This is a genomic window from Pontibacillus chungwhensis, assembly GCF_030166655.1.
Classification (GTDB): domain Bacteria; phylum Bacillota; class Bacilli; order Bacillales; family BH030062; genus Pontibacillus.
Genome location: NZ_CP126446.1, coordinates 838,604 through 862,050, shown reverse-complemented (window position 1 = coordinate 862,050; position 23,447 = coordinate 838,604). Strand labels below are relative to the sequence as shown.

28 protein-coding genes are annotated in these 23,447 nt (G+C 42.5%); 11 read left to right on the top strand and 17 right to left on the bottom strand.

Annotation, left to right across the window (positions count from 1 at the left end):
- Positions 1-85: 85 nt before the first annotated feature.
- Positions 86-670, top strand: a complete 585-nt coding sequence (locus tag QNI29_RS04480) for an HTH-type transcriptional regulator Hpr (protein WP_231418683.1) — start codon at positions 86-88, stop codon at positions 668-670.
- On the opposite strand, the gene QNI29_RS04475 is transcribed toward QNI29_RS04480, so the two are convergent.
- Positions 657-1,004 carry a DUF1878 family protein gene (locus tag QNI29_RS04475; protein ID WP_284526829.1) on the bottom strand — a complete coding sequence of 116 codons (348 nt, stop codon included), beginning with the start codon at positions 1,002-1,004 and terminating at the stop codon, positions 657-659. The genes QNI29_RS04480 and QNI29_RS04475 overlap by 14 nt on opposite strands.
- Before the next feature lie 218 nt (positions 1,005-1,222).
- Here QNI29_RS04475 and QNI29_RS04470 point away from each other — a divergent pair, with 218 nt between their 5' ends.
- Positions 1,223-1,777: a DUF3267 domain-containing protein gene (locus QNI29_RS04470; protein ID WP_231418681.1), complete on the top strand. Its 555-nt coding sequence runs from the start codon at positions 1,223-1,225 to the stop codon at positions 1,775-1,777.
- Positions 1,778-1,941: 164 nt separating this feature from the next.
- A complete protein-coding gene (locus tag QNI29_RS04465; protein ID WP_036786836.1) occupies positions 1,942-2,121 on the top strand; it encodes a hypothetical protein in 180 nt (59 codons plus the stop codon).
- A 717-nt stretch (positions 2,122-2,838) separates the two neighbouring features.
- Here QNI29_RS04465 and QNI29_RS04460 read toward each other — a convergent pair.
- On the bottom strand, positions 2,839-2,928 hold the full coding sequence (locus tag QNI29_RS04460) for a YjcZ family sporulation protein (RefSeq protein WP_036786834.1): 90 nt from the start codon (positions 2,926-2,928) through the stop codon (positions 2,839-2,841).
- A 253-nt stretch (positions 2,929-3,181) separates the two neighbouring features.
- On the opposite strand from QNI29_RS04460, the gene QNI29_RS04455 reads away from it, so the two are divergent.
- Entirely contained in the window at positions 3,182-4,105 is a 924-nt protein-coding gene (locus QNI29_RS04455; RefSeq protein WP_231418680.1) for a peptidylprolyl isomerase, read from the top strand.
- Positions 4,106-4,150: 45 nt separating this feature from the next.
- Here QNI29_RS04455 and QNI29_RS04450 read toward each other — a convergent pair whose 3' ends face one another.
- From QNI29_RS04450 to QNI29_RS04435, 4 genes are all read right to left on the bottom strand, one after another.
- Positions 4,151-4,336 (bottom strand): sporulation YhaL family protein, encoded by a 186-nt coding sequence (locus QNI29_RS04450; protein ID WP_255688673.1) that lies wholly within the window; start codon positions 4,334-4,336, stop codon positions 4,151-4,153.
- Between the two features lie 358 nt (positions 4,337-4,694).
- Positions 4,695-5,243: a GbsR/MarR family transcriptional regulator gene (locus QNI29_RS04445; RefSeq protein ID WP_231418679.1), complete on the bottom strand. Its 549-nt coding sequence runs from the start codon at positions 5,241-5,243 to the stop codon at positions 4,695-4,697.
- 97 nt (positions 5,244-5,340) lie between these two features.
- The gene (locus QNI29_RS04440) at positions 5,341-8,253 is read right to left on the bottom strand and encodes an ATP-binding protein (protein ID WP_231418678.1); all 2,913 of its coding nucleotides are present in this window, start codon (positions 8,251-8,253) and stop codon (positions 5,341-5,343) included.
- Positions 8,250-9,485, bottom strand: coding sequence for a metallophosphoesterase family protein (locus QNI29_RS04435; RefSeq protein ID WP_231418677.1), 1,236 nt, complete (start codon positions 9,483-9,485; stop codon positions 8,250-8,252). Before QNI29_RS04435 ends, QNI29_RS04440 begins: the two co-directional genes overlap by 4 nt.
- 117 nt (positions 9,486-9,602) lie before the next feature.
- Here QNI29_RS04435 and QNI29_RS04430 point away from each other — a divergent pair, with 117 nt between their 5' ends.
- Entirely contained in the window at positions 9,603-9,758 is a 156-nt protein-coding gene (locus tag QNI29_RS04430; RefSeq protein WP_231418676.1) for a YuzL family protein, read from the top strand.
- A gap of 18 nt (positions 9,759-9,776) precedes the next feature.
- On the opposite strand, the gene QNI29_RS04425 is transcribed toward QNI29_RS04430, so the two are convergent.
- Together QNI29_RS04425 and QNI29_RS04420 are read right to left on the bottom strand one after the other, a co-directional pair.
- Positions 9,777-11,033: an ABC transporter permease gene (locus QNI29_RS04425; RefSeq protein ID WP_231418675.1), complete on the bottom strand. Its 1,257-nt coding sequence runs from the start codon at positions 11,031-11,033 to the stop codon at positions 9,777-9,779.
- Positions 11,026-11,925 (bottom strand): ABC transporter ATP-binding protein, encoded by a 900-nt coding sequence (locus tag QNI29_RS04420; RefSeq protein WP_231418674.1) that lies wholly within the window; start codon positions 11,923-11,925, stop codon positions 11,026-11,028. Before QNI29_RS04420 ends, QNI29_RS04425 begins: the two co-directional genes overlap by 8 nt.
- Positions 11,926-12,051: 126 nt before the next feature.
- Between QNI29_RS04420 and QNI29_RS04415 the strand changes: the two genes are divergently transcribed.
- Complete coding sequence (locus QNI29_RS04415) at positions 12,052-12,237, top strand: YhzD family protein (RefSeq protein ID WP_231418673.1); 186 nt, start codon at positions 12,052-12,054, stop codon at positions 12,235-12,237.
- 53 nt (positions 12,238-12,290) lie between these two features.
- Here the strand turns inward: QNI29_RS04415 and QNI29_RS04410 are convergent, their stop codons facing one another.
- The 3 genes from QNI29_RS04410 to QNI29_RS04400 all read right to left on the bottom strand — a co-directional run bounded on the left by QNI29_RS04410 (position 12,291) and on the right by QNI29_RS04400 (position 14,875).
- Positions 12,291-13,061 (bottom strand): enoyl-CoA hydratase, encoded by a 771-nt coding sequence (locus tag QNI29_RS04410; protein WP_231418672.1) that lies wholly within the window; start codon positions 13,059-13,061, stop codon positions 12,291-12,293.
- Positions 13,062-13,293: 232 nt separating this feature from the next.
- On the bottom strand, positions 13,294-13,653 hold the full coding sequence (locus tag QNI29_RS04405; RefSeq protein WP_231418671.1) for a YlbF/YmcA family competence regulator: 360 nt from the start codon (positions 13,651-13,653) through the stop codon (positions 13,294-13,296).
- Positions 13,654-13,738: 85 nt separating this feature from the next.
- Positions 13,739-14,875 carry a DUF445 domain-containing protein gene (locus tag QNI29_RS04400; protein WP_231418670.1) on the bottom strand — a complete coding sequence of 379 codons (1,137 nt, stop codon included), beginning with the start codon at positions 14,873-14,875 and terminating at the stop codon, positions 13,739-13,741.
- A 138-nt stretch (positions 14,876-15,013) separates the two neighbouring features.
- Between QNI29_RS04400 and QNI29_RS04395 the strand changes: the two genes are divergently transcribed.
- On the top strand, positions 15,014-16,348 hold the full coding sequence (locus QNI29_RS04395) for a YheC/YheD family endospore coat-associated protein (protein WP_231418669.1): 1,335 nt from the start codon (positions 15,014-15,016) through the stop codon (positions 16,346-16,348).
- 113 nt (positions 16,349-16,461) lie between these two features.
- Here QNI29_RS04395 and QNI29_RS04390 read toward each other — a convergent pair whose 3' ends face one another.
- Positions 16,462-16,866, bottom strand: coding sequence for a ferritin-like domain-containing protein (locus QNI29_RS04390; protein ID WP_231418668.1), 405 nt, complete (start codon positions 16,864-16,866; stop codon positions 16,462-16,464).
- A 106-nt stretch (positions 16,867-16,972) separates the two neighbouring features.
- Here QNI29_RS04390 and QNI29_RS04385 point away from each other — a divergent pair, with 106 nt between their 5' ends.
- Positions 16,973-17,170, top strand: a complete 198-nt coding sequence (locus QNI29_RS04385; RefSeq protein ID WP_231418667.1) for a hypothetical protein — start codon at positions 16,973-16,975, stop codon at positions 17,168-17,170.
- Positions 17,171-17,215: 45 nt separating this feature from the next.
- Here the strand turns inward: QNI29_RS04385 and QNI29_RS04380 are convergent, their stop codons facing one another.
- Entirely contained in the window at positions 17,216-17,506 is a 291-nt protein-coding gene (locus tag QNI29_RS04380) for a metal-sensitive transcriptional regulator (RefSeq protein ID WP_231418666.1), read from the bottom strand.
- Positions 17,507-18,097: 591 nt separating this feature from the next.
- On the opposite strand from QNI29_RS04380, the gene QNI29_RS04375 reads away from it, so the two are divergent.
- Both QNI29_RS04375 and QNI29_RS04370 read left to right on the top strand, forming a co-directional pair.
- Positions 18,098-18,997 carry a PucR family transcriptional regulator gene (locus QNI29_RS04375; protein WP_231418665.1) on the top strand — a complete coding sequence of 300 codons (900 nt, stop codon included), beginning with the start codon at positions 18,098-18,100 and terminating at the stop codon, positions 18,995-18,997.
- A gap of 123 nt (positions 18,998-19,120) precedes the next feature.
- Positions 19,121-20,218, top strand: a complete 1,098-nt coding sequence (locus QNI29_RS04370) for an ABC transporter ATP-binding protein (protein ID WP_231418664.1) — start codon at positions 19,121-19,123, stop codon at positions 20,216-20,218.
- 45 nt (positions 20,219-20,263) lie between these two features.
- On the opposite strand, the gene QNI29_RS04365 is transcribed toward QNI29_RS04370, so the two are convergent.
- The 3 genes from QNI29_RS04365 to QNI29_RS04355 all read right to left on the bottom strand — a co-directional run bounded on the left by QNI29_RS04365 (position 20,264) and on the right by QNI29_RS04355 (position 21,417).
- Entirely contained in the window at positions 20,264-20,500 is a 237-nt protein-coding gene (locus QNI29_RS04365; protein WP_231418663.1) for a hypothetical protein, read from the bottom strand.
- 150 nt (positions 20,501-20,650) lie between these two features.
- On the bottom strand, positions 20,651-20,902 hold the full coding sequence (locus QNI29_RS04360; protein ID WP_231418662.1) for a hypothetical protein: 252 nt from the start codon (positions 20,900-20,902) through the stop codon (positions 20,651-20,653).
- Between the two features lie 311 nt (positions 20,903-21,213).
- Positions 21,214-21,417 (bottom strand): alpha/beta-type small acid-soluble spore protein, encoded by a 204-nt coding sequence (locus tag QNI29_RS04355; protein WP_036786801.1) that lies wholly within the window; start codon positions 21,415-21,417, stop codon positions 21,214-21,216.
- 234 nt (positions 21,418-21,651) lie between these two features.
- Between QNI29_RS04355 and QNI29_RS04350 the strand changes: the two genes are divergently transcribed.
- A complete protein-coding gene (locus QNI29_RS04350) occupies positions 21,652-21,846 on the top strand; it encodes an alpha/beta-type small acid-soluble spore protein (RefSeq protein ID WP_231418661.1) in 195 nt (64 codons plus the stop codon).
- Between the two features lie 54 nt (positions 21,847-21,900).
- Here QNI29_RS04350 and fumC read toward each other — a convergent pair whose 3' ends face one another.
- Positions 21,901-23,289, bottom strand: coding sequence for a class II fumarate hydratase (gene fumC / locus QNI29_RS04345; protein ID WP_231418660.1), 1,389 nt, complete (start codon positions 23,287-23,289; stop codon positions 21,901-21,903).
- Between the last annotated feature and the right edge of the window lie 158 nt (positions 23,290-23,447).

Genomic DNA, 23,447 nt, shown 5'->3' with positions numbered 1-23,447 from the left:
TATAAGGGTTTTCTTGCGATAATAATGGTGAATACTGTCCATATGAAGTTAATAATCTAGCAATCATCAAGAGAGGGGGAAGGCTATGAGAGATGATACTACAATCCAAGATGCTATACTTTTTAGTCACAAAATGGCGCAACTAAGCAAGGCCTTATGGAAAATGATTGAAAAGGATTGGCAACAATGGATTAAACCATTTCATTTAAACATAAATGAACACCATATTCTGTGGATTGCTTATCATTTGAGGGGAGCCAGCGTGTCTGAAATCTCTAAGTTCGGGGTCATGCACGTCTCTACCGCCTTCAACTTTTCCAAAAAGCTTGAAGAACGTGGCCTACTCTCATTTTCCAAGCGTGAAAATGATAAGCGTAATACGTACATTCAGCTGACTGAAGAAGGAGAGTCGCTTCTCCTTGAAACCATGCAATCCTACGACCCAGAAAACAATGCCGTCATCCGCGGCAGTATGCCCTTAAAAGACATTTATGGGAAATACCCTGAATTTATAGAACTTATTGCCCTAATTCGGGAAATATACGGAGATGAATACATGGAAATCCTCGATCGTTCCATGGAAAATATAGAGTCCGAATTTAACCAAGGGGAACAATCAACTAGCGATCTTACTACTGAAGATAACGTTGATTCTTCTAACGAAGACTAGTTCCCCTGCGTACATGTTCAAATGCAATCATAAGTTCGGAATAATATCCTTCTTTTTTTATGGCCAAAATGGCCTCATCTGGATGCAACTTCATGTTCAGCATCCCAGCAAAATGGATCAGGAGGGGCGTAAAATCGAGCAAACCTTCTTCAGCTTCTTCATGAAAACGAGCATCTAAGGTTGCTAATAACGCCATAACCTCCTGCCATTCCTCTTCTGTTACCCCTCGTTCAATCAACATCTTTGTAAAAGGGTAGTCTTTCATTTGCTCACTGTTCGCTAACAGCTGCACATGAAAGGCTATTTTTTTTGTGTTCACATCCGTTTCATACATTAGGACTCTCTCCTCAATTTCACTCTTCATTCTATCCCTTTTCAACGTACATCCCCCAAGGCTTCGGGGACTTTTTTATTTTTTTACAAAAAGCCTATTGATTTCTTCTATAAAACATCGTATCATTCGATATGCCAATCTTATTTGAGCAAATCATTCATTATAAAAATTCTACTATACAAGAGTATACCTTGTCACAAATAAGGGGGTTATTGAGTATGAATCTTAACTGCTGGAAATCCTTTAACATCACGAAAGAATTTGGCTCAAACCGAATTTATTTATTGAGCTTAATGCTTGGTGTTCTTTCTTTTATTTTACTGTATGTACCGTTTGCGATGTACCATCAAAGTCATCAAGTGCATGACTACGGTTTGCTTCCGCTAGCAGCTTCTCTGTTTTTGTTGCCAGCGATTCACAAACTAATGCACATGATTCCATTGGTTCTTCTAAACAAACGCGTTCGTGTTCGCTGGAAATTAAAAAAAGGCGTTCTACCAACGTTTTCTTATAGAAGCTGCTCAACGTTATCTAAAACAACATCGATCATGGTGGCTCTTGCACCTACTGTTCTGTTATCTGTACCTGGTTTGATTACAAGCTTTGTATTCCCAAATTACTTCGCTTATATCATCCTGTTTACAGCCGTAAATATCGGACTTTCGTTCACAGACTTCTTGTGCGTTAATCAATTCATGCGCGCACCAAAACAATGCATTATTGAAAATGTAAGAGATGGGTATGATATCTTAATTGACAAATACAAAAAGTAAACCCAGTAAACCCTTTTAGATGCAGGGAATGAAGACTATTCCAGAATGGTACTCATTGCTAATGCATTTAAAAGGGTTTTTCTATACATATGAGCATTTTTACTGTTCAACTTTTTGTTTTTTTGATACAGTAATTTCATAGGTGCAAAAGGAGGTTTCTATTCATGTCAGTATTCTTTGTACCATTTGCGCTTTTCATCTTATTCGTCTTTAACTCTTTAACCCATTCCCTGTGCCTTAAAACAGAAATGGCTGTTGAAAAGCAACCGAAAGTGTTCCGAACGATTAACATTTTAATCACCATACTATTGATTTCGTCCTACGTCGAAATCCTGTATACCTAAAACAACGTCTCTTGCATAGAAGACGTTGTTTTTTTATTGATACGTGTATGTTTCCATTTGCTTTGGTTGAGTGTAAGGATGGCCTGGAAACCACTCGCTTTCCTGTGGGGAGCTGGTGAGCCTCCTCAGCCGACTACGTCGGCTTCCGGGGTCTCACCTAGGCTCTTCTGCCCACGGGAGTCTCGCAGTTTCCAGACCATCCTTTTCCATATTGGGTTAAATGGAAACACACCATATATCGGAGATACACCTTAAGAGCAAAGTTACATAGAGAATAGGATGCTAAGACCCTCCACATACTTCATGGGGCCGGTTTTCAACCTATCGCTAGGGGGGCCGACTAAGACCGTCACGTCCTGTAACAACGTCAAGCGACCACACGTCGTGTGGGGCCACGGAAAGTGATTCGTTCCCCAGCTAGCCGATGAATGTACCCGTTTAACAACTCGGAGAGATACTCTAGCCTAGCATATTTCCGTTCCTTCTACATATGGCAAAGGTGGTTCGGGAAATTGCGAGACTCCTGCGGCAGTAGGAGCCTAGGGGAGACCCCGGAAAGCGCGTAGCGATTGAGGAGGCTCCCCAGCTCGCCGCGGAAAGCGAGTGATTTCCCGAACCACCTTACACCCAACAAACGCTAACGGAAATCTTATCTAACCAGAAAACCCTCTGCCATCTGGCAGAGGGTTTTCTGATTAGATCCGATCTCAGGGATGATTAGTACAACCAAGATGCACCAACGATAATTAACAGAATGAATAGAACGACGATTAAAGCGAAACCGCCGCCGTAACCTCCTTTGCTCATGAAGCCACCCCCTTTTCTAACTTACTACCGTATCATATGCAGGGGGTGCTGGTTCTGGATAGGCGGACGCCCAGGTTTTGAAAAGTTTTCCTCTAACTTAGGGATAGCCCTATTGTTTTATCCCCTCAGTATGTTATATTATTTCAAGGATTAGGTTGTCCGAAAGTTGCCTTCACGGGGCTTTCAAATGCCTTTTAGAGCCAAATGATGCTCTAACTTTTGACACAATTAAAGGATTAGGAGTGTTTACCTGATGAAAAAGATTGCTTTAGCAACGACACTAACTGCAGGTGTATTAGCTTTATCTGCATGCTCCGATGCACAAGGAGACGATGAGGCAAGCAAAGAACTAGTCGTTGAATCGAAGAACGGAAACATTACAAAAGATGAATTTTACCAAGAGCTGAAGGATCGCTATGGTAAACAAGTTCTTCATGAAATGGTTGTGACAGAAGTTCTTGATGACAAATATAAAGTAACCGACAAAGAAATTGAAAAAGAAGTAGAAAAATACAAAGAACAAGTTGGCGGTGAGTTCGACCAGGCGCTTTCACAAATGGGCTTCAAATCTGAAGAAGACTTCAGAAAAGTAGTCGAGCAAAGCCTGATGCAACAAAAAGCTGCGAAAGCAGAGATCAAAGTGTCAGATGAAGAAATTCAAAATTACTACGATCGTATGAAAACAGAGATTCGCGCAAGCCACATTCTGGTAAGCTCAGAAGAAAAGGCGAAAGAAGTGAAACAGAAAATCGAAGAAGGCAACAAAGATTTTGCTGCACTAGCTAAAGAATACTCTGAAGGACCTTCTGCTTCAAACGGAGGCGACCTTGATTTCTTCGGTCCTGGGAAAATGACTCCTGCCTTTGAAGATGCTGCTTATGATCTTGAAAAAGGCGAAGTGAGCGAACCGGTTAAGACGGAATTCGGCTGGCACATTATCAAGCTAACAGACGAGCGTGAGAATGAAGATGTGAAGCCTCTTGAAGATATGAAAGAGCAAATTAAAGAAGACCTTCAAGCTAAGCAGTTAAACCAAGAGAATGCTAAGAAAACGATCGACAAATTGATCGAAGAAGCTGACGTTAACATTAAAGCTGAAGGCTTAGAAGACATTCTCGATAACACGAAAGAAAAAGAAGCATCAGAAGACACAGAATCAGATTCTGATGAGAAATAAGATTGTATAGAAAAAGGCTGAACCTACAAGGTTCAGCCTTTTTATTTAACTTGGCATCGTTTCTTTCTTTCGTTTCGCGTCATCGATTCGGTCCATGTACTTTTGACCCTCTTGTTCAATGAATTTTTGTTCCATTTCCTGTTCTTTTTTCATCGCTCGAAGCGCCATATATCCACTAAATAAAATAAATACAACCATTGCGATTACCCACCATGGAATTCCTGCAATCATGGATTCTTCCCCCTTGTCCACTTTTAATACAAGCCTATGCGGCGTTGAAGGTGAATATTCCTGACCTTATGTTTAGAGAATGTTTCCGTTACCTTTAATTGAGCGTAAGGTGAGCCTGGAAACCACTCGCTTTCCTGTGGGGAGCTGGTGAGCCTCCTCACCCGGCTACGCCGGCCTCCGGGGTCTCACCTAGGCTCTTCTGCCCACGGGAGTCTCGCAGTTTCCAGGCTCACCTTTTCCTTATAAGATATAACGGAAACAAGCCATTTTTGCGCTTAACACTTCGGGTATCATAAGACCTTTTAGAGCACAAAAAAAGCATGTCTGATGATAGACATGCTTCTTCCAAGGGGGAGACTTAGTCACCCTTTGGTACGTATTTAAAGATCTCGCCTGATTCAACGACACGGATAAACTTCATGAGCCAGCGGTAATACTCTTTCGCGTACTCTAATCGGTCAATATCTCGTTGGATCATTCCTTGTAACTCTTCGTCGTCTGTATCATCCATAATGGATCGAAGTTCAGAGATCGCCTCATCAGCTTCTTCGATGTTTGTTTCGGTATGGTGTCGCCAACGGTTCCCGAATAAAGATGTGAAGGATTTATACCAATCCTCTTCAGATTTATATAAATCTTTACGTACTCCTTTTCGGAAAGCTGGTTCAACCATCTTCATCTCTGATAAAGCTCTCACACCAGTCGACATACTTGTCTTACTCATTTCAAGCGCATCACGCATATTATCTAGCGTCATTGGCTGATCTGCAAAGTAAAGCGTTCCATACAGTCGACCTACTGAAGAGGTGATTCCGTACAGGCTCATGTTTTTGGCGATCACTTGAATAAATTTTTCTATTGTTTCTTCATATTCTGTCCATTCTTGACTTCTTTCTTTATCTACCAATGGACGACCCTCCACTAGCTTTATTCGACATTGTCCTCAAGTATTTTATCACTATTATTCCAAAAGTGCGAGGTCATGACAAATAAAAACTTAATTTTTATAAAAAAATTTTTTTACGTTCTGTTATTTTTTGATTAATTGCATCATTACACGTGAACAGAATGACCTGTTGATCCTGTGAAATTTGTTGAAGGACCTCTAACATTTCATCCGTTCGTTCGTTATCGAAGTTTACAAAAGCATCATCAATAATGAAAGGTAAAGGATGTTCTTCTTTTATCGTTTGACTTAAGGCTAACCGTAAGGCTACATATAATTGTTCTTTTGTACCTTGAGACAGGGACTCAACAGAGAAACGATACCCATCTTTCCTCTCTACCGTCAGGGCACCTTCTTCCGGCATCCATACACGTAAATATGTACCTCTTGTTAGGATGGAGAAAAAGTGGCCGCAATATTCAATAACAGCTGGCATTCTTTCTTCCTGATACATTTGTTTGGTCCTTTTTAAGAACGTATGGGCTACTTTATAGGTTGCCCACTCTTTCGCTAACTCCCGGCTCTTTTCTTTTCCTAAGGTCACTTCATGTCGTTTCTTTGAATACCGGTCATCTTTTTCAAGATACTGAATCGCTGAACGAAGATCGGCTAATTGCTGGCGCTTTTCTTCGATCTCCTTTTCGACCGCTTCGAGCTCTCCTCTCGCACGCTCGAGAGCTTCTTTCAATGAGGGTTCATCAATCTTCATTGACTTGGCTTCGGATGATGCGTCATTGTCCATATAGATGGTATCAATTTGTTTCTCTACTTGATGAAGTTCTGCCTCTATATTTGCTATCTCGGTTGCCATTTCCCCTTTCTGAAGAAACGACTCCGCTTCTGTGACACATGCTTTATCATACAGCTGTTGCAACTCCCTTTGGATCGGCCCTTGCCTTTGTTCTAGCTGCTCGAGTTGCTTCTGTAGATGGATGGAACGTTCCGTTAACTTAGAACGGTCACGCTTCGACTCTTCTGCCTTTTCAACATAGTCTGCTACGTTATTCCATATGAAACCTATTTCCCCTTCACGTCCTAGTTGTAAACGGTCTGCAAAGAAAAATAATTGATTTTCTAACGTTTTTTGACGGGCCGCGATGGATTCAATTTGTTCTTGCTTTTTCCACCATTCATGTTGTCTGGTCTGGAGGTTTGAGAGTCGCTGGTACACTTTTGGCCAATAGGTTTCGGACACATCACGAAGAAACGGATAGTTCTCCACCTGTTCCTCTATCACTTGCTTGATCCTTTGCTGACGTTGGCCTAGTGTATGAAGCTGTTCTTCTAATTGAATCTCCCTCATCCTTAAGGTTTGCCCCTCTTGCTCATATTTCAGGCGCTCTTGAACAAGGTGATCTTGTTCTTGTAACTGTCTCTCCCATTCTGAAAGGGTAGCAGTAGACACCTCTTCCCCGCGTCTGTCGTTTGTTGGTGATTGAACCGTTGATTGCTTTAATTGATTTACGAGTAAGAGAGTTGCGATTAATAGGATAGCGCTGAAAATAAACCAGATCGGATCAGACAAAATCCATCCACTTATCCCACCTGCAAAGGCAAGGACGATTCCTACAACCGCCATTTGGTTCCCAAGCTTTGATTGTTTCTTAGCAAACTGGTTTCGACTTTTAAGCTCTTCCTCTTCCATCTCTTTCTTCCATACATTCTCCCTGGCATTGCTTACCTTGGCTCGTAACCGGGCTTCTTCCTCTTCTGAAAGCCGTTTATCTCTATGTTCACTCACATAGCGCTGTATGCGTGACTGTTCTTCCTGATTGGCTCGGATTTCTTGGTGCAATCGATCCTTGTCTTCTTCAAGCGACGCTTTTTCCCGGCTCATTTGCTGCCATTCTTCCTCTAAGTAGAAAGGCAAGGAAAGATCTAAGAGCTCTTCAAATGTGAGCTGAATGCCTAATTCATCTAGCTTACGAGATATTTGATCCTGCTCTTGAGTAGATTCAGCTATCAACGTCTCCAAGCGAGCATCATTTCGATCATACTCTGGCTTTCGCTCCATCCACTTCGTTCCCTCATCGACAAGGTCCGCATCATAATCAGGCACGCCCTCCCTCTCAGCTTCAATCTCTTTAAGAGATTGTTGCACGACTTCTCGTTCACTAAGGATGGGCATCTCTTGTTCTTTCCATTTATAATACCGCTCAAGTCCCTGTTCAGGGAACGAAAGATGATCAGGTAACGACGTCCGCTTTTCGGTAAGTTGTTGATAACGGAAAATCAAATGGGCAGCTTGATTGTGTTTTTCCAAACGATCTTTATGAAGCGTACCGGCAGAGCGCTTCTCTTGTAACTGATTCAGTTCATTCGAGGCTTCATCTTCCTCCATTTTTAAATCTGCATATTTCCGTTCTTCTTGTTTTAACTGAGCTTGTGTTCCTTCCATTTCCTTAACTAGGGCAAATTGTTCGTTTAACTCCGGTTTCTTCCCCTGTTTCTTAAACAACCTCTCCATCTCTTTCTCAAGTTTCGATTCCACCTTGTAGATTTGTTCAGAACCGGTCATACCAACCCCAAACAAAACATCTCCAATAGCTTTAGAACCGATTGTATGAATATGTTGGATGTCATGAAGATCAAAGGAGAAGATGGCTTCAAATGTAGGTTGATCGATCCCTTTTAAATAATGCCTCAACCAGTCCTCCTCACGCTCAGTTCCATCGTCAAATAAACATCGCGCTTTTCCACCGTTCTGATTCATTTCACGCTCAACCGTAATCAAACCGTAAGAAGGATCTTCGATGACTAAACGTCCTCCAACCGTTCCTCCCATCTTAGGCACGAATGCTTTCACCTTTTTAGGTGGAAAGTTAAAGAGCATATACATCATAAATTGCCTCAGCGTGGACTTGCCTGCTTCATTTTTTCCATAGAAAACAGTTAAACCATCCTCTCGGAAATCAATCGTCTCCTGCTGCCATTTCCCAAAGCCATATATGAAAGCCTGTTTTAATCTCATTCTGTCCGCTCCTTCTCTAATAAGGATGTGAGCAAATACGTCTCTGCGTCTCGGACGATCTCTTTCTTCTCCTCTTCTGTAAACGATCCTATATACTTGCGACCTTGTTTATGCGAAGTTAATTCGCTCACGATCTGATCCACTTCTTGTTTTTTCGAATCAATGTGACGAATTAAATCAGCAATAAAATGAGACCCTTCTTTCAATTCTTCACGATCCCACGTCGGCTTCGTTTCCGTCACAAGACTTTGAATCCAAATCCAACTGGACTCCTCTTCCTCTGCCTCGTTCCAGATATCAATAAGATCACGGAGCGCCTCTCTTTCCCGCGCCCCTTCCATGTTGGACCCTTCTACAACCACTTTCACCAATACAGGTGCTAATGTATTTCTATTCTTTTCTTTCCAGTGCTCTACTTGTTCATAAAGCTCAATGCTAGAATGGACAGAATCAAACGACACATCCATAAACCGTATGGCACTCGTAGCCAAAAACGTGAGGGTTGTATCCCCCTCTCCTAATTCAATAAGGTAGCAGCCCTTCTCCCCACTCTCATTCTGATGCCGGCCTTGTATGTTTCCTGGGTAAACCACAGGCGGGTCATCCTGCAAGATCTGTCGCTTATGAATATGGCCAAGAGCCCAATAATCAAGACCCACCTCATTTAATTGTCCCAGCCTAAAAGGAGCATAGACATCATGGTCGGTATTTGTCGCAATACTCCCGTGTAACATTCCGATATGGAACACATCTTCTTCCGACCGCTTGTACTCCCCTACCTTCTCTTCATAAACCGCTCTTTCGGGGTAACTAAATCCTTCAATGTTCGCCACGTGTTCTCCATTTTTATAAAAAGGAACGACCGAGACAGATTCCTCTTTAAAAATAGTCACATTCTCCGGGTATTCAACAGGATAGAAGCTTCCCCCTGTATGATCATGATTTCCATGGGAAACAAACACGTTGATTCCTGCTTTATGTAAGGTTTGAAATCCATTCTTTAAACGAATCTGGGCTTTCAAACTTCGTCCATCTTGATCAAATAAATCTCCCACCATTAAAACAAAATCCACTTTGTTCTCAACAGCGTGAGAAATGACCCGTTCAAATGCCTGAAATGTACTTTCTACCACCTCTTGATATAAACGGCCCGCAAGCCCTGATCCGATCCCTTTAAAGGGACTGTCCAAATGGAGGTCTGCACAATGTATGAAACGAAGCGTCGGCTTCATATCTCAAAGCTCCCTTCTTAACCTATTGCTTGTATTTTACCAGAGGAATCCACCGAAAGCACGTTCGCCTTATAATTCATTCGGATCAGGATACGCTATGAAAGGAGGTGATTATAAATGGCAAAGAGAAAGAAGAATCCTTCAGAACGTGGAAAAAGTGCTGCAAGTGTTAAAGGCTCTCCAAACAGCGGACCTGTCGAGCGTTTCCGTGATGAGCCTGATCATCAAACAACGAATATGCAATATAAAAAAGAAAACACAGCCGGGGAATAATCCCAGGCTGTGTTCTGATTATGATTCTTTTTTAGATAATTGAAAGGCACGTTTGAAACTTTTTACTACATTCCCTTTTCCATACATCAACACGCCGCCTCGATAAATTCTTCCTCCAATAACAGCAAGAAGAAGAATGGTCCCAATAAGCAGTCCAATCGAGACCCCTACTTCCCAAAGAGGCACGTCAAGCATCCCTACCCGCAGAAACATTAACATCGGCGCAAAGAACGGAATAAATGAAGTTACTGTAACAAGTGTGGTCTCAGGAGCGTTCAAACCATACATAGCGATCATAAATGCCGCTACGATCAGTAAGATCATTGGAGTAACGACTTGTTGCGCATCCTCTGTACGACTGACAAGAGACCCAAGCATCGCCGCAAGCGTCGCATATAACAAGTATCCTAATAAGAAAAAGATTACAGCATAAACGAGTGTGGTCGCATTCGCATCACCTAATCCGAAATAGGTAAAAATGCCACCTTCTAGTTGATCCATATTCCTAGAGACCGACTGAACCCCTACGAGTAGAATCAAACCGAATTGGGTAATTCCTAACAGCGCAATCCCTATAATTTTTCCAAACATTTGCGTCACAGGGGAGACACTCGAAATTAAAATCTCCATCACTCGAGATGACTTTTCCTGAGCCACTTCTTGCGCAATCATATTTCCATACATAATGACTCCAATATAAAGAAGGAACAGCATGACATATACCAAACCTCGCGCCTCGCTTAGCTCTTCTTGTGTCTTAGCTTTCTTATCGAGGGCGACCTTCTCAAAGGAAACAGGGGCAAAAATTCCATTCACGGTTTGTTGGTCGATCCCCGCTTGTTCAGTCGCAACAGACACCTTCACTTGCTGAAGAGCTTGTTGAAGACGCCCACTAATGGAGCTCTCAGCGATTTGCTCGGTATAGTACGTACCTGTCGGGATCCCTTCACTAGTTTGAAGCATTAACACCCCTTGATACTCTCCATCCTGAACCGCTTGCTTCGCTTCTTCCGCTTCTCCCTGGAAGGATTCAAGTTCGAGTTCAGCTTGCTGGGCATTGACTTGTTCTTCTAAATCTTTAAAGAAAGACCCTTCCTCATCCACCACGGCAATCTTTGGCGCTTTACTTTCACCATCATCAAACGAATCCATTACATTTTGGAAGTTCGTTAAAGCGAAAATTAATAATAGGATAATACCTGTCGTAATGAGAAACGTCTTCGATTTCAGCCGGCTAAGATACGTATGACCGAGAACGATCCAAAACTTATTCATACGAATCCCCCACTTTCTCTATAAAGATATCGTTTAACGATGGTTCTTCAAGGTCAAAGGTGCGGACAAACCCTCGATCTTGAAGGGCACGAAACACTCGTCCGGCAGCTTCTTCATCTTCAACTTGAAGTTCACATCCCTCTCCTACAGCTCTGTAGGACACTACGCCTGATAGGTCTCGAAGGTACGATACATCAAAGTCCGCATGTACCACAACGTTCTTCTTTCCAAATGACCGTTTTATCTCTTTTAATCCACCGTGAACAACGGGCTTCCCCTTATGTAGAATACATAAGTGCTCACAAAGTTCTTCCACATGCTCCATACGGTGCGAGGAAAATACAATCGAGGTCCCGCTTTCTTTCAAGTTCACTACCGCTTGTTTCAACTGTTCCACATTAACCGGGTCAAGCCCAGAAAATGGTTCATCCAATATGAGCAGTTTTGGCTTATGAATAACGGCTGAGATAAATTGAATCTTTTGCTGATTTCCTTTTGATAATTCCTCTATCTTTTTGTTCTTGTATTCTGGCACATGAAAACGTTCCAACCACTCATCTAACTCTCGTATGACTTCCTGCTTGGTCATACCTCTTAATTTCCCTAAGTAAATGAGTTGATCTTTAACGGTTAATTTTGGATATAACCCTCGTTCTTCGGGTAAATACCCTATGAGGTGGCTTTTGCTATAGTCAATCGCTTCCCCGTTCCATTCGATTGACCCTTGGCTTGCATCTAATAAACCCAGGATCATTCGGAATGTTGTCGTTTTGCCCGCTCCATTTGCACCTAAAAAACCAAAGATCTGACTTTCCGGTATGGTTAATGACAAATGATCGACCGCTGTGTGAGACCCAAAGCGCTTTGTTACTTCATTTAATGTTAACGTCATACAACTTCTCCCCCTTCTCATTTATAAATACGTGTCATCAGATCAGAAGTTTCATTTTTTATGAAGGAGGAGAAACAGCTACTACTTTCGAATATGTAAGAAGAAGAGAAAGAGGAGGAATTGATTATGGAAGCTTATATTTTAACAGTCTTTGCTCCAGACGGAACTCAATTATTAGAAGAGTCCTTTGAAGCTCAAGACGACCAAGATGCTAAGAAAATTGGCCAGAATCTACTCGCAGATAACGGGTACGACGAACACACTCACCGCTGCGTGTCCCCTGATGGCCGTATGGTGTTATTCCATCGCTAAACTAAAATGCGCCTGCCTGGATTTCAATCATTCCAGACAGGCGCTTTCTTTCCTTATTCTCCTTTAAACACAGGTGAACGCTTTTCCATAAAAGCGGCTACCGCTTCTTTATGGTCTTCTGTGTGACGAAGTTCAAATTGATGAAGGCGCTCCTGGTCCATTAAATGCTTCAATCGTTGGACAGACTGCCCGTGATACACGCGCTTCGAACGAATCATAGCTTGTAAAGGCCTGCGGCTCCAGTAAGCGGCCAGGTTCTCTGCACGTTCTTCTACTTCCGTTTCGCACACTTCATCGACAAGACCTTCTGTAAGAGCTTCTTCTCCGGACAAAGCTTTCCCGTCCCAGGCAAACAACTTAGCCCGCTGAGTGCCTAGTCGTTCCTGAAGCCAAAAATGACCGCCCCCATCAGGCAACAGGCCTACCCCAATAAAATTCATAGATAGGCTTGCTTCTTTATGAGCCACTACATAATCACAAGCTAGCGCAAGGCTAAGCCCTAAACCTACAGCAGGGCCATGAACAGCAGAGATCACTAATTTCTTCATAAGGAATAAGCGCATCATAATTTCTTCGATATCATCCATCACTTCTTCATAAGCCTGTTTATCCCGCGTTCCCTGCATCATCGCTAAATCTCCACCAGCACAAAACCCCTTCCCCGCTCCAGAAAGGATCACAATCAGGTCCTGATTGTCTTCAATGGTTTGCAAGTGATGCTTTAGTTCCCTAAGACTGTCCTGATTTAACGCATTCATTTTATCTGGTCGATTCAATTGCAGATGCGTAATGCCATTCGATCGGTCTATCGTATAATAACTCATAAAACTCCCCCATTCGTTTAATAAAGTCAAATTCCGCTACAATCGTACCAACAACATTCGAGGAACTTCCTAAAAAATCCTGCTTTTTTGGGGGAGATAATTAAGTTAAAAGGGTTCGTTGATATGTCTTTACACGCGCCTTGTAACAACTCGCTTGCATGTTTTACGTCACACTACAACTTTAAAACATAAAAAAACCCGCTAACCTAATAGGCTAGCGGGTTTTAAAGTCTTATTGTTGTTCGCCTTCTCCAGCACCGTAAAGGTCTTCAAGAGGCTTCGTGATGATGCGACTAACATCGTTAATCACTTGGTTTAAGCGTTGTTCTTGTTCCATAAGTTTAGAAATTTGAGGGTGCTGTTGAACTGTCTCAACTACTTTACGAGCTTGTTCAACTTCTTCCTCAGAGATTTCTTGACCTTGCATTTGTTTCTGCTGAAGTTCAATCTGAGTGTTACGGAAGTTATCGAACATTTGCTTCGCTGCTTCGTCAGACATTACTGCGTTGTATGCTTCTTGTAATTGTGTGAATTCTTCACTGTTGCGTAGAGCTGTTTCTAGCTCATAAGCGTGATCATAGATATTAGCCATGTATATGCCTCCTACAAGTGTTTTTCTTTTTCATTCCTTACCACTATAACAAACGAGACTAGCTGTGTATAGGAATTCCCATTAATCATCCTATTAAAAGAATAATTCCCGCCTGAATAAGGCCAATCAGCCCTCCAAGTAGCGCCCCTAAATAGGTAATCATTTTAAATTCTCGTTTTGATATGCCTAATACAATTTCCTCTAAACGCTCCACAGGGAAAGACTCTACTTCTTTACGAACCACTTCTGATAAGTGAAGGGTTTCCATAATAGAAGGAAGTCTCGTTGAAAGCGCATCTCCCACTTTGTGAACGAGTTGGGGCACGAGGGTTTGAATGATGTATGGTTGGACATTTTCTGTGTGCTCACGAATCGAACGCTCAAGCCATACGTTTGTAGGAATGGCTTTGACGATTTCTTCACTCACTTTTTCAGGAATGCCATCTAATCCAAGTTTCTCTTCATAGACAGAAAATGGCCTTTCCATCCACTTATCCCATTCCGTATGAAGCACTTCTTTCAACCAATAATGAGCATCCTCAGAGTTTAAGAAATCAGAAACAGCAGGCTGCACTTTATCGGCAAGCCCCTGGTTCCCCATAAAGGATGAAATCATATTGCCAAGGAAGCCTTGTCCTTCAAGATAATCTTCAATAATTACACCGATCTTTGCTTTTCCTTCTTCACTTGAAATGAAAGAATCGATTTGATTTAAGATGTATTCACTGGCCTTACCGACTTGGGCTTTCCCTTTATAAAAGGCTTGGTCCCCAATTAATTCTCGAACTGATTTCTCTCTTCGATCCTTCATATAAGCCGCTACCTTATCTTCAGTAAAACCTTTTAGCTTACTTTCAATGACTTGCTGACTGACCGGGATCTGAAAATCATCCATCACTTGTTGCAAGGAACGTTCACTAGAAAGAAAAGTCGACGCTTCTTTCTGGGCATAATCCACAACTTGTTGCTGAAAGGATTCATCAGCTAGCTTTCTTTGAATACCCTCAGGTGTTAACAAGTGATCAGTTACCATTTTTCCCAGTTGTTCAGCCAGTTCATCATGACGTTTAGGAATCAAACCAGGTGTAAACGGAATACGTTTGTTCAGGAAATATTTCGGTTTAAAAGGACGAAATAGCATACGGATCGCAAGGGAGTTCGTCATCCCACCAATTAAGGCTCCTATTGCGATCATCATTAGGATCATTATAAATGTATTCATGAGATCTACCTTTCTTCTTCCATCTATTCACTAAAAGTATAGTATACCCAAATCAAAAAGGTAAGAAAAGCCTTCGCATGAAATGTTTTCTTCGCTCATAAAATGAATTAGAAACGGGGAGCTAGGAGGCCAGAGAACATGGAATCATATCATTTTTATGTTAAAACGTACACAAGTCAAAAAATGAGGATTATTGTACCTAAAGAAGTGTACCCTGCCTTTCATCACGTCAAAACCATCTGGTGCGGAGTGGAATCAAAAGAGATTGAAGTCATGACCCACCAGAAAGATGAAGATACGCTTTATCTTTCATCTCAATTGCATACAGAACTGAAGTTACCAAACCTTACAACCGTGTCTTGTTCCGTAGATGAGGAGCGCCTACTACTTCAGCCTCTTCTTGGTATTTTTACAGCAGGCTTTACCGACAATGCGACGTCCCCCATCGGAGACCGGACATCCATCTTTGAAGCGATGGCTCTAACTGGACAATCCTATGGTTTTGAAACCATCGTATTTGGCTACCAACACGTTAACACAGAGAACGAAACCATTGATGGTTATGTCTTTCATAATGGTGCTTGGGAGCGCCAGACCTATCCTATTCCTTACGTCATCTATGACCGCATTCCGAATCGTAAAATTGAGCACCATCCTCTCGTTATTCAGACAAGAAAAAAACTACAGCAAAAGACCATCTGGTTTAATTCTGGATTTTTTAACAAATGGAGAATCTATGACAAACTAAAGCGGACGTACCAAGTTTCCCATTTCCTCCCATCCACAACTCTGCACCCATCGCCTGAGCGTGTTCTTGAAATGCTCCAACATGAGAAGAAGCTATATATTAAACCGATACATGGCAGTAAGGGTACAGGCATTAAGCGGTGTCGTTTACGCGAAGAAACCGGTGAAATCGAATGTCAGTACTACGAAGGGGAAAAGCTTGTCCACCAACGTTACCAGGACGGTCAAAACATGCTCAAGCAACAGTTTCCAAATGGGTTATATGGATATATTGTACAGCCAGAAATTGACCTTAAAACGAAACGCTCTACCCCTATGGATTACAGGGTCCACACGAACAAAAATGAAAAAAACGAATGGGTCGTAACAGCTATATGCACAAAGTTCGCTGGAAAAGGCAGCCTTACCACTCATGTAAGACGAGGCGGCTCCCTTCATACGTTAGATGAATTGTTTGACGACCGGGAGAGTCAACGGGTCTATACCCAACTCGAACGCTCCGCTTTAGAGATAAGCCAAGTACTCGATCGTACGCTAAAAGGCCCTCTTGGCGAAATCGGCTTTGACTTCGGCATCGATCAAGAAGGTCAGGTATGGATGTTTGAAGCCAACTCAAAGCCCGGATATGTCCTATACGACCACCCAACCTTTCAGCGAGAACAAAACGTCATCCTATCCTACCCATACCGATACGCCAAATACCTATACCACCAACGCCAACCATAACCCGTGCCAGACACCCTTTCACACACTAAAGCATCGATGCGTGCCAGACACGCGTCGATGCTTTAAATGAATGCAGTGTGTCAGACACCCGTTATCGCTTTAAAGGAGTAAAGTTATCGGAGTCGTCCATAAATGGTGGAAAATCGAGTAGCATGTTCCATTTCATCAGTCATAGCTATGAATAGAGGTTCATAGGCATATTGCACGGGTATACGAAGAATCATATCTCTATATAAATCACTTGCTTCTAGTTCATCCTTCAGTGCTTCTACTACTCCGTCTTCAAAGGATTCATAATCTCTTCGCTTCATCGGATGTTCATAATAGTGACCTGTTAGTTGATAATACAGCTTCTGAAAGCTGTGATAGTGTTTTTCTTCATCCTCTGCTGCATGCTCGATAAACTCCTTAAATAAGGGGTTAGGGGTATCTTCCATTAATCGTTTATAGAAATCATTAGCTGTCCACTCCGCTTCAATGGCAGCCTCTAAATTGTTCAAAAAAGCAGATTGTGTCACGGTATTCCACCTCTCCTTCTACTACTAAATGTATGACAGAAGAAAAGGGCTATGCATAGCGCATCTCTAACATCGGAAAACTAATTCTGAAAGGAGATGATCTTAAGTGGCAGACCCAAAAAACGAACGCGAACGAGACAGCCGTGAACATTATGAAGTTGATGTGGATCGGATGATTAATGAAGGTATGGCTGGTGGTACGGTTAATTCAAGATACAATCGCGCTCAGATCGAGGAAGCACGCGAATTACCAAAGCAACATGAAGCCTATCCTCATGAAACAGAACATCAAAAGCACAAATAAAAAAAAGGCGATCCTCTCTCGGATCGCCTTTCTCTCATCTTTTGTTTAACGACTTTTTACAATCATCTGCACGGCTTCTTGAATCAGTTCGTCAGCCGGCTCCCCATTTTCCTGAGACTCTCGCAGGCACGTCTCTAAGTTCTTTGCTACAATATAGCCAATCGAACGGTCGATTGCGGAACGTGCAGCAGATAATTGTGTGATTACGTCTTTACACTCTTTATCTTCTTCCATCATCTTAAGAACACCACGAACTTGTCCTTCAATACGTTTTAAGCGATTTTTCATATCTTGCGTATATTGGTTCATGTCTTGGACTTCTTGATTTGCCATCATTTCTTCCCCCTTCCGAATTTTTATCTATAAATAAGCCAATTTGTTTAGTACCCTTATAAGTATATTATACAATACCATCGCTTGGAAAAAAAGCGATAGCCTGTCTACTTATTAATCCTATTGGTATAATAGGGTTAATAACAGTAAAAGACCTTGTTAAAGTTGGTTGTTGATTTTTAACACGTGACATATAAGTCCCTAATATGGAGCACCTGAAAGTGAGAATGTTTCCGTTAGCGTTAGTCTGAGCGTAAGGTGGTTCCCTTAAAAGCCTCCTCGTTCGCTTGCGCTCTCTGGAGGGTCTCGCGCCGTCTCATCATAATTAGATAAGGGGTGTCTGGGGAACGGGGAGACTCCTGCGGGAGAAAGAGGTCGACGAGACCCCGGACTGAACGAAGTGAGGGAGGAGGCTCGACAGCTCGCCCGCGGAAAGCGAGCCGATCCCAAGACACCCCAAGCACCAGCGAACGAAGACGGCCAATCTATACCTGAATGTCACAGCTTCAGGTATTGAACAAGCCTATAAATAGCAACACTAAACTATAACAGAGCCAATGGTAAAAAACTATAATAGAAGAAAGAGGGATTCTAATGTTCGAACAGATCCAAGCCATCTTTCCACAAGCTATTACGTTAACGACACACATGAATGATGATTGGAATCGGTACCACTGGTTTAAGACTCCTGAAGATGAGATGATCGGTATCCCTAAGAACACGATCACTAAGAATGAACAGGAGTTATTAAATACGTTTCTTACCCCTTTTATTGAGCAACAGCCAACACGGACGACTAGAGAACAGCTCTGGCAAAGATGGATGCAAAATGAAGAAGTGCCAAATGAGCACACACCATTTCCCCATTCCTTTCGCTTGGTCTTCTTTTCATTAGCCAACCAAGACATTGAGCCCGAAGTATTTCACGAAGCCATTCAAGGTCTCTTCCCGTATCCAATGCCAATCATCTGGAATCATCAGCATGAGGGCATTATTGTGGAGGAGCAATTTGAACACGCAAGAGAACCAATCGAATATGAGCAAATGATTGATGTATTGATGAGCGACTTTTATACTAAACTCACGCTTTACATTACCCCTTACTACGAATCAAAGAACGATATTCAACATGCTCACACATGGGGAACGACTCTATTTCATAAGATGCTTCGCTACCATCCAAAGCCCGTTACAACCTATCAGGATGCGATTACCTATTTGTACTTAGATGGCCTGAGCCAGCAAGATGCCGAAAACATAACGTATACATTGCTTCACCCAGTCATCGACGAACCCGATCTATTACATACAATTCAAATCTTCCTTGAATCAAATTCAAACACCACTTTAGCCGCTAAAAAATTATATATGCACCGAAACAGCCTGCAATATCGGGTGGACAAGTTTATTGAGAAGACAGGGATAGATGTAAAGCAGTTTCAAGGCGCACTCATCACCTATTTGGCCATTATGAATCTTCATCATAAGGACTAGCTTTTAGGTAAAGTGCACAAACACCTATACGATCTTTGTGCACTTCTTCCATTTACCATTTTCTAAAAATTATCTACACTTAAGTCAGTTAATAAAACGCTTTCATAAATAGGGGGAAGAACAATGGCTGAGTTAAAATTAGATGGCATCCAAAAAGTTTATGATAATAAAGTAACAGCAGTAGACAATTTCAATCTCGATATTAAAGATAAAGAATTTATCGTATTTGTAGGTCCTTCCGGTTGTGGTAAATCAACAACACTTCGTATGATTGCAGGACTTGAAGAAATTTCTGGCGGAGACTTTATGATTGATGATAAGCGCATGAACGATGTAGCACCAAAAGATCGTGATATTGCAATGGTGTTCCAGAACTATGCTCTTTACCCACATATGAACGTATATGATAACATGGCTTTCGGCTTAAAACTTCGTAAGTTCAAGAAAGATGAAATCGATCGCCGTGTGCAGGATGCAGCTAAAATTCTAGGCCTTGAAGGATACTTAGATCGTAAACCAAAAGCCCTTTCAGGTGGACAACGTCAGCGTGTAGCCCTAGGCCGTGCGATCGTACGTGATGCTAAGGTATTCTTAATGGATGAACCTTTATCAAACCTTGATGCAAAACTACGTGTTCAAATGCGCGCAGAAATTCAAAAGCTTCACCAACGCCTTCAAACGACTACGATTTACGTTACACACGACCAAACAGAGGCGATGACAATGGCAACACGCCTTGTCGTTATGAAAGACGGATTCATCCAGCAAGTCGGCCGTCCAAAAGATGTTTACGATGAGCCAGAAAACGTATTCGTAGGAGGATTCATCGGTTCACCGGCCATGAACTTCTTACACGGCACGCTAAAAGATGGCGACTTCTACATTGATGACTACCGCATCAAAGTCCCTGAAGGAAAGATGAAAATTCTTCGCGAACGTGGTTATATCGACCAAGAACTGATCCTTGGAATCCGCCCTGAAGATATCCATGACGAGCCTGTATTCATCGAATCGAGCCAAGATACAAAGATCAATGCAACGATCGATGTAGCTGAGCTAATGGGTTCTGAATCCTACTTATATTCTTCCGTAAAAGGTCAGGAATTCATCGCCCGCGTCGACTCCCGTTCTGATATTAACGGAGGTCAAAAAATTGACCTTGCCCTAGACATGAACAAAGCTCACTTCTTTGACAAAGAGACTGAAAATCGCATTCGATAAACAATATAATACGAAAGGCTGCCCCATTTATTTGAGGCAGCCTTTTTAAGTTTTGTAGCGACTTTTACTCCTGTGTTCCTGGCACTTCAGCACGGCATCCGGACGCTTTCTCGCCATGTCCCGACTCTTTACACCGTGGTCCTGACTCTCCAGCACGGCATCCGGACGCTTTTTCCCCTCGTCCCGACTCTTTCCATCATGGTCCTGACTCTCCAGCACGGCATCCGGACACTTTTTCCCCTCGTCCCGACTCTTTCCATCATGGTCCTGGCACTTCAGCACAGCGTCCGGACACTTTCTCCCCTCGTCCCGACTCTTTACACCGTGGTCCTGACTCTCCAGCACGGCATCCGGACACTTTTTCGCCTCGTCCTGACTCTTTACACACAAAAAAAGTGAGCTTTTTCAAAAGCCCACCCCTTTAACCTCTATTTACCGCTCCTCTTCCTGCACCACAAACTCATTCGTCGTTTCGCACTGAGAGCAGTAAAGCACATGAAGGCAAGTATGCTCATCTGTTGAATGCTTTAATCCATCTACTAACTTTAGTCCCTCATCCTCTAAATAAGGACTATACTCATCCAAATAATCCACCAATCTCCCCCGGTCCCTCATCTCCCCTTCACACTCCGGACAAGAAGTAGCAAGTACCTCAAATCCATTACAAGCTGGACAAATGAACATCTTTTCACCTTCTTTATCTCAATAATAAAGCAATAGACATCCCTGATACATTCCATGGGACCGCCCCCCCCCTTTAATGATGGGGCTTGCTCGGGGACTGCGAAGACCCCCGCTGGGAAAGGAGCCTAGGGGAGACCCCACAGAGAGCGATAGCGAACGAGGAGGCTTCCCAGCTCCCAGCAGGAAAGCGAGCTGTCCCCGAGCAAGCCCAACCACTTATCAACGTTAACGGTCCCTTCTCAGCTACAGAGCTGTATTACCATAAAAAGAGGGATGGTTTCCCATCCCTCTTAAGCCATAGTATGAAGTTGTTATTGTTGTTGAGAACCACCATACTGCTGTTCAGCCATTTGAACTAAGCGCTTAGTGATCTCTCCTCCAACTGATCCATTCTGACGGGAAGTGGAGTCTGGACCAAGTTGAACGCCAAATTCTTGTGCAATTTCAGTTTTCATTTGGTCTAAAGCTTGTTGTACACCTGGTACTACTAATTCATTTGAGTTGTTGTAAGCCATGATGTTTTCACCTCCTGTGATAACTATTGTGACCCTTATAAGGAAAACTATGAACAGAATGCTTTGGTAATTTTCACTAAAAGTGTTGGAGATAATTACCTCTCATAAGTCCTATTATTTTTCACACAATAGGATTACACAGAAACACAAACCTCAACTTTTCAAGCAGGGGCTTTCGGCTCTGGTAAACAACCCAGAGGAGCCCACCAATACATGATAAAGAGGTGAATCCACATGGCTAACAACAACTCTAACGAACTTGTAGTACCTGGTGTACAACAAGCACTTGACCAAATGAAGTATGAGATTGCTCAAGAGTTCGGCGTAAACTTAGGCCCAGACTCTACAGCTCGTCAAAACGGTTCTGTAGGCGGAGAAATCACTAAACGTCTTGTACAAATGGCTGAGCAACAGTACGGTGGAAAATAATTTAATACGATTGGAAAAAGCCCTCGAGTAACTCGAGGGCTCCTTTGTGTGTGTTTATTGGGTAGGCTGTGTCATTGCTTTTGGATCAATGTATTCGTCTACTTGTTCTGCTGTAAGAATTCCAGTATCAACAGCCGCTTCTTTTAGCGTTTGATCATGCTCAAAAGCATGCTTTGCAATCTTAGCTGCTTTCTCATAGCCGATGTGTGGATTTAACGCTGTAACGAGCATAAGAGAATCTTTCAAATATTGATTGATCTTCTCTTGGTTTGGTTCTAAACCTTCTACACAACGCTCATTAAATGATTCCATACTGTCCGCTAGAAGCTGACATGATTGAAGGAAGTTGTATGCAATTACCGGTTTAAAGACATTCAGCTCGAAGTTTCCTTGGCTTGCAGCAATACCAATCGTTGCATCATTCCCCATAACTTGTGTTGCGACCATTGTAACGGCTTCACTTTGAGTCGGATTTACTTTCCCTGGCATAATTGAGCTTCCTGGCTCATTAGCAGGAATAGTAATCTCACCAATTCCGCAACGAGGACCACTTGCTAACCAACGAACATCATTCGCGATCTTCATCATATCTGCTGCTAACGCTTTCAAAGCTCCGTGGGTGTGGACGAGCTCATCATGACTCGTTAGCGCATGAAATTTATTTGGTGCAGAAACAAACGTCTCAGAAGTGAATTCACTAATGGCTTTACAAACTTTATCAGAGAAATCTACGTGAGCATTTAAACCTGTTCCAACTGCCGTTCCACCAATTGCTAGTTCGCGAACGTAAGTCAGGCTATCCTCAAGCATCTTTTCGGTCTTTTCAAGCATACGGTGCCATCCTGAAATCTCTTGGCCGAGCGTTAATGGTGTGGCATCCTGCAGATGCGTTCGACCAATCTTCACGATTTCGTTATAAGCTTCCATTTTCTCTTTTAACGTTTTCTTTAATGTTGCCAACGCAGGTAATACAGCTTCTTTTACTTTCAGTACAGAAGCAACGTGCATAGCTGTTGGGTATGTATCGTTTGAACTTTGCGATTTATTCACATCATCATTTGGGTGAAGACGTGCTTCATGGCCGTGTTCTTGTAGCCATTCGTTCCCTACGTATGCCATCACTTCATTTACATTCATATTAGATTGCGTTCCGCTTCCTGTCTGCCATACGACAAGAGGGAAATGCTCTTCTAGCTCTTCATTTGTTATGCGATCTGCTGCATGAGCAATCGCATCTGCTTTTTCTTTCTCAAGAAGCCCTAGTTCGTAGTTCGCCTGAGCCGCACTTTTCTTCAGAATCGCGAACGCATGAATAACCTCTTTTGGCATTCTTTCGTTTCCAATCGGAAAGTTTTCTTTGCTTCGCTGTGTTTGGGCACCCCAATATTTATCAGATGGTACTTTAATTTCGCCTAACGTATCCTTTTCAATACGATAATCCATCGTGATCCTCCCTTTCTCACACTCCATGTTTATACCACAGATCTTAATCAATAAAACCTGCTTATAGAGAAAAATACTCTATCCCTTATTCATTCTCCACCCGTATCAAAATTCCTTCCTTTGTTCACAGAAACCATAAGACACACCTCCACCTATGC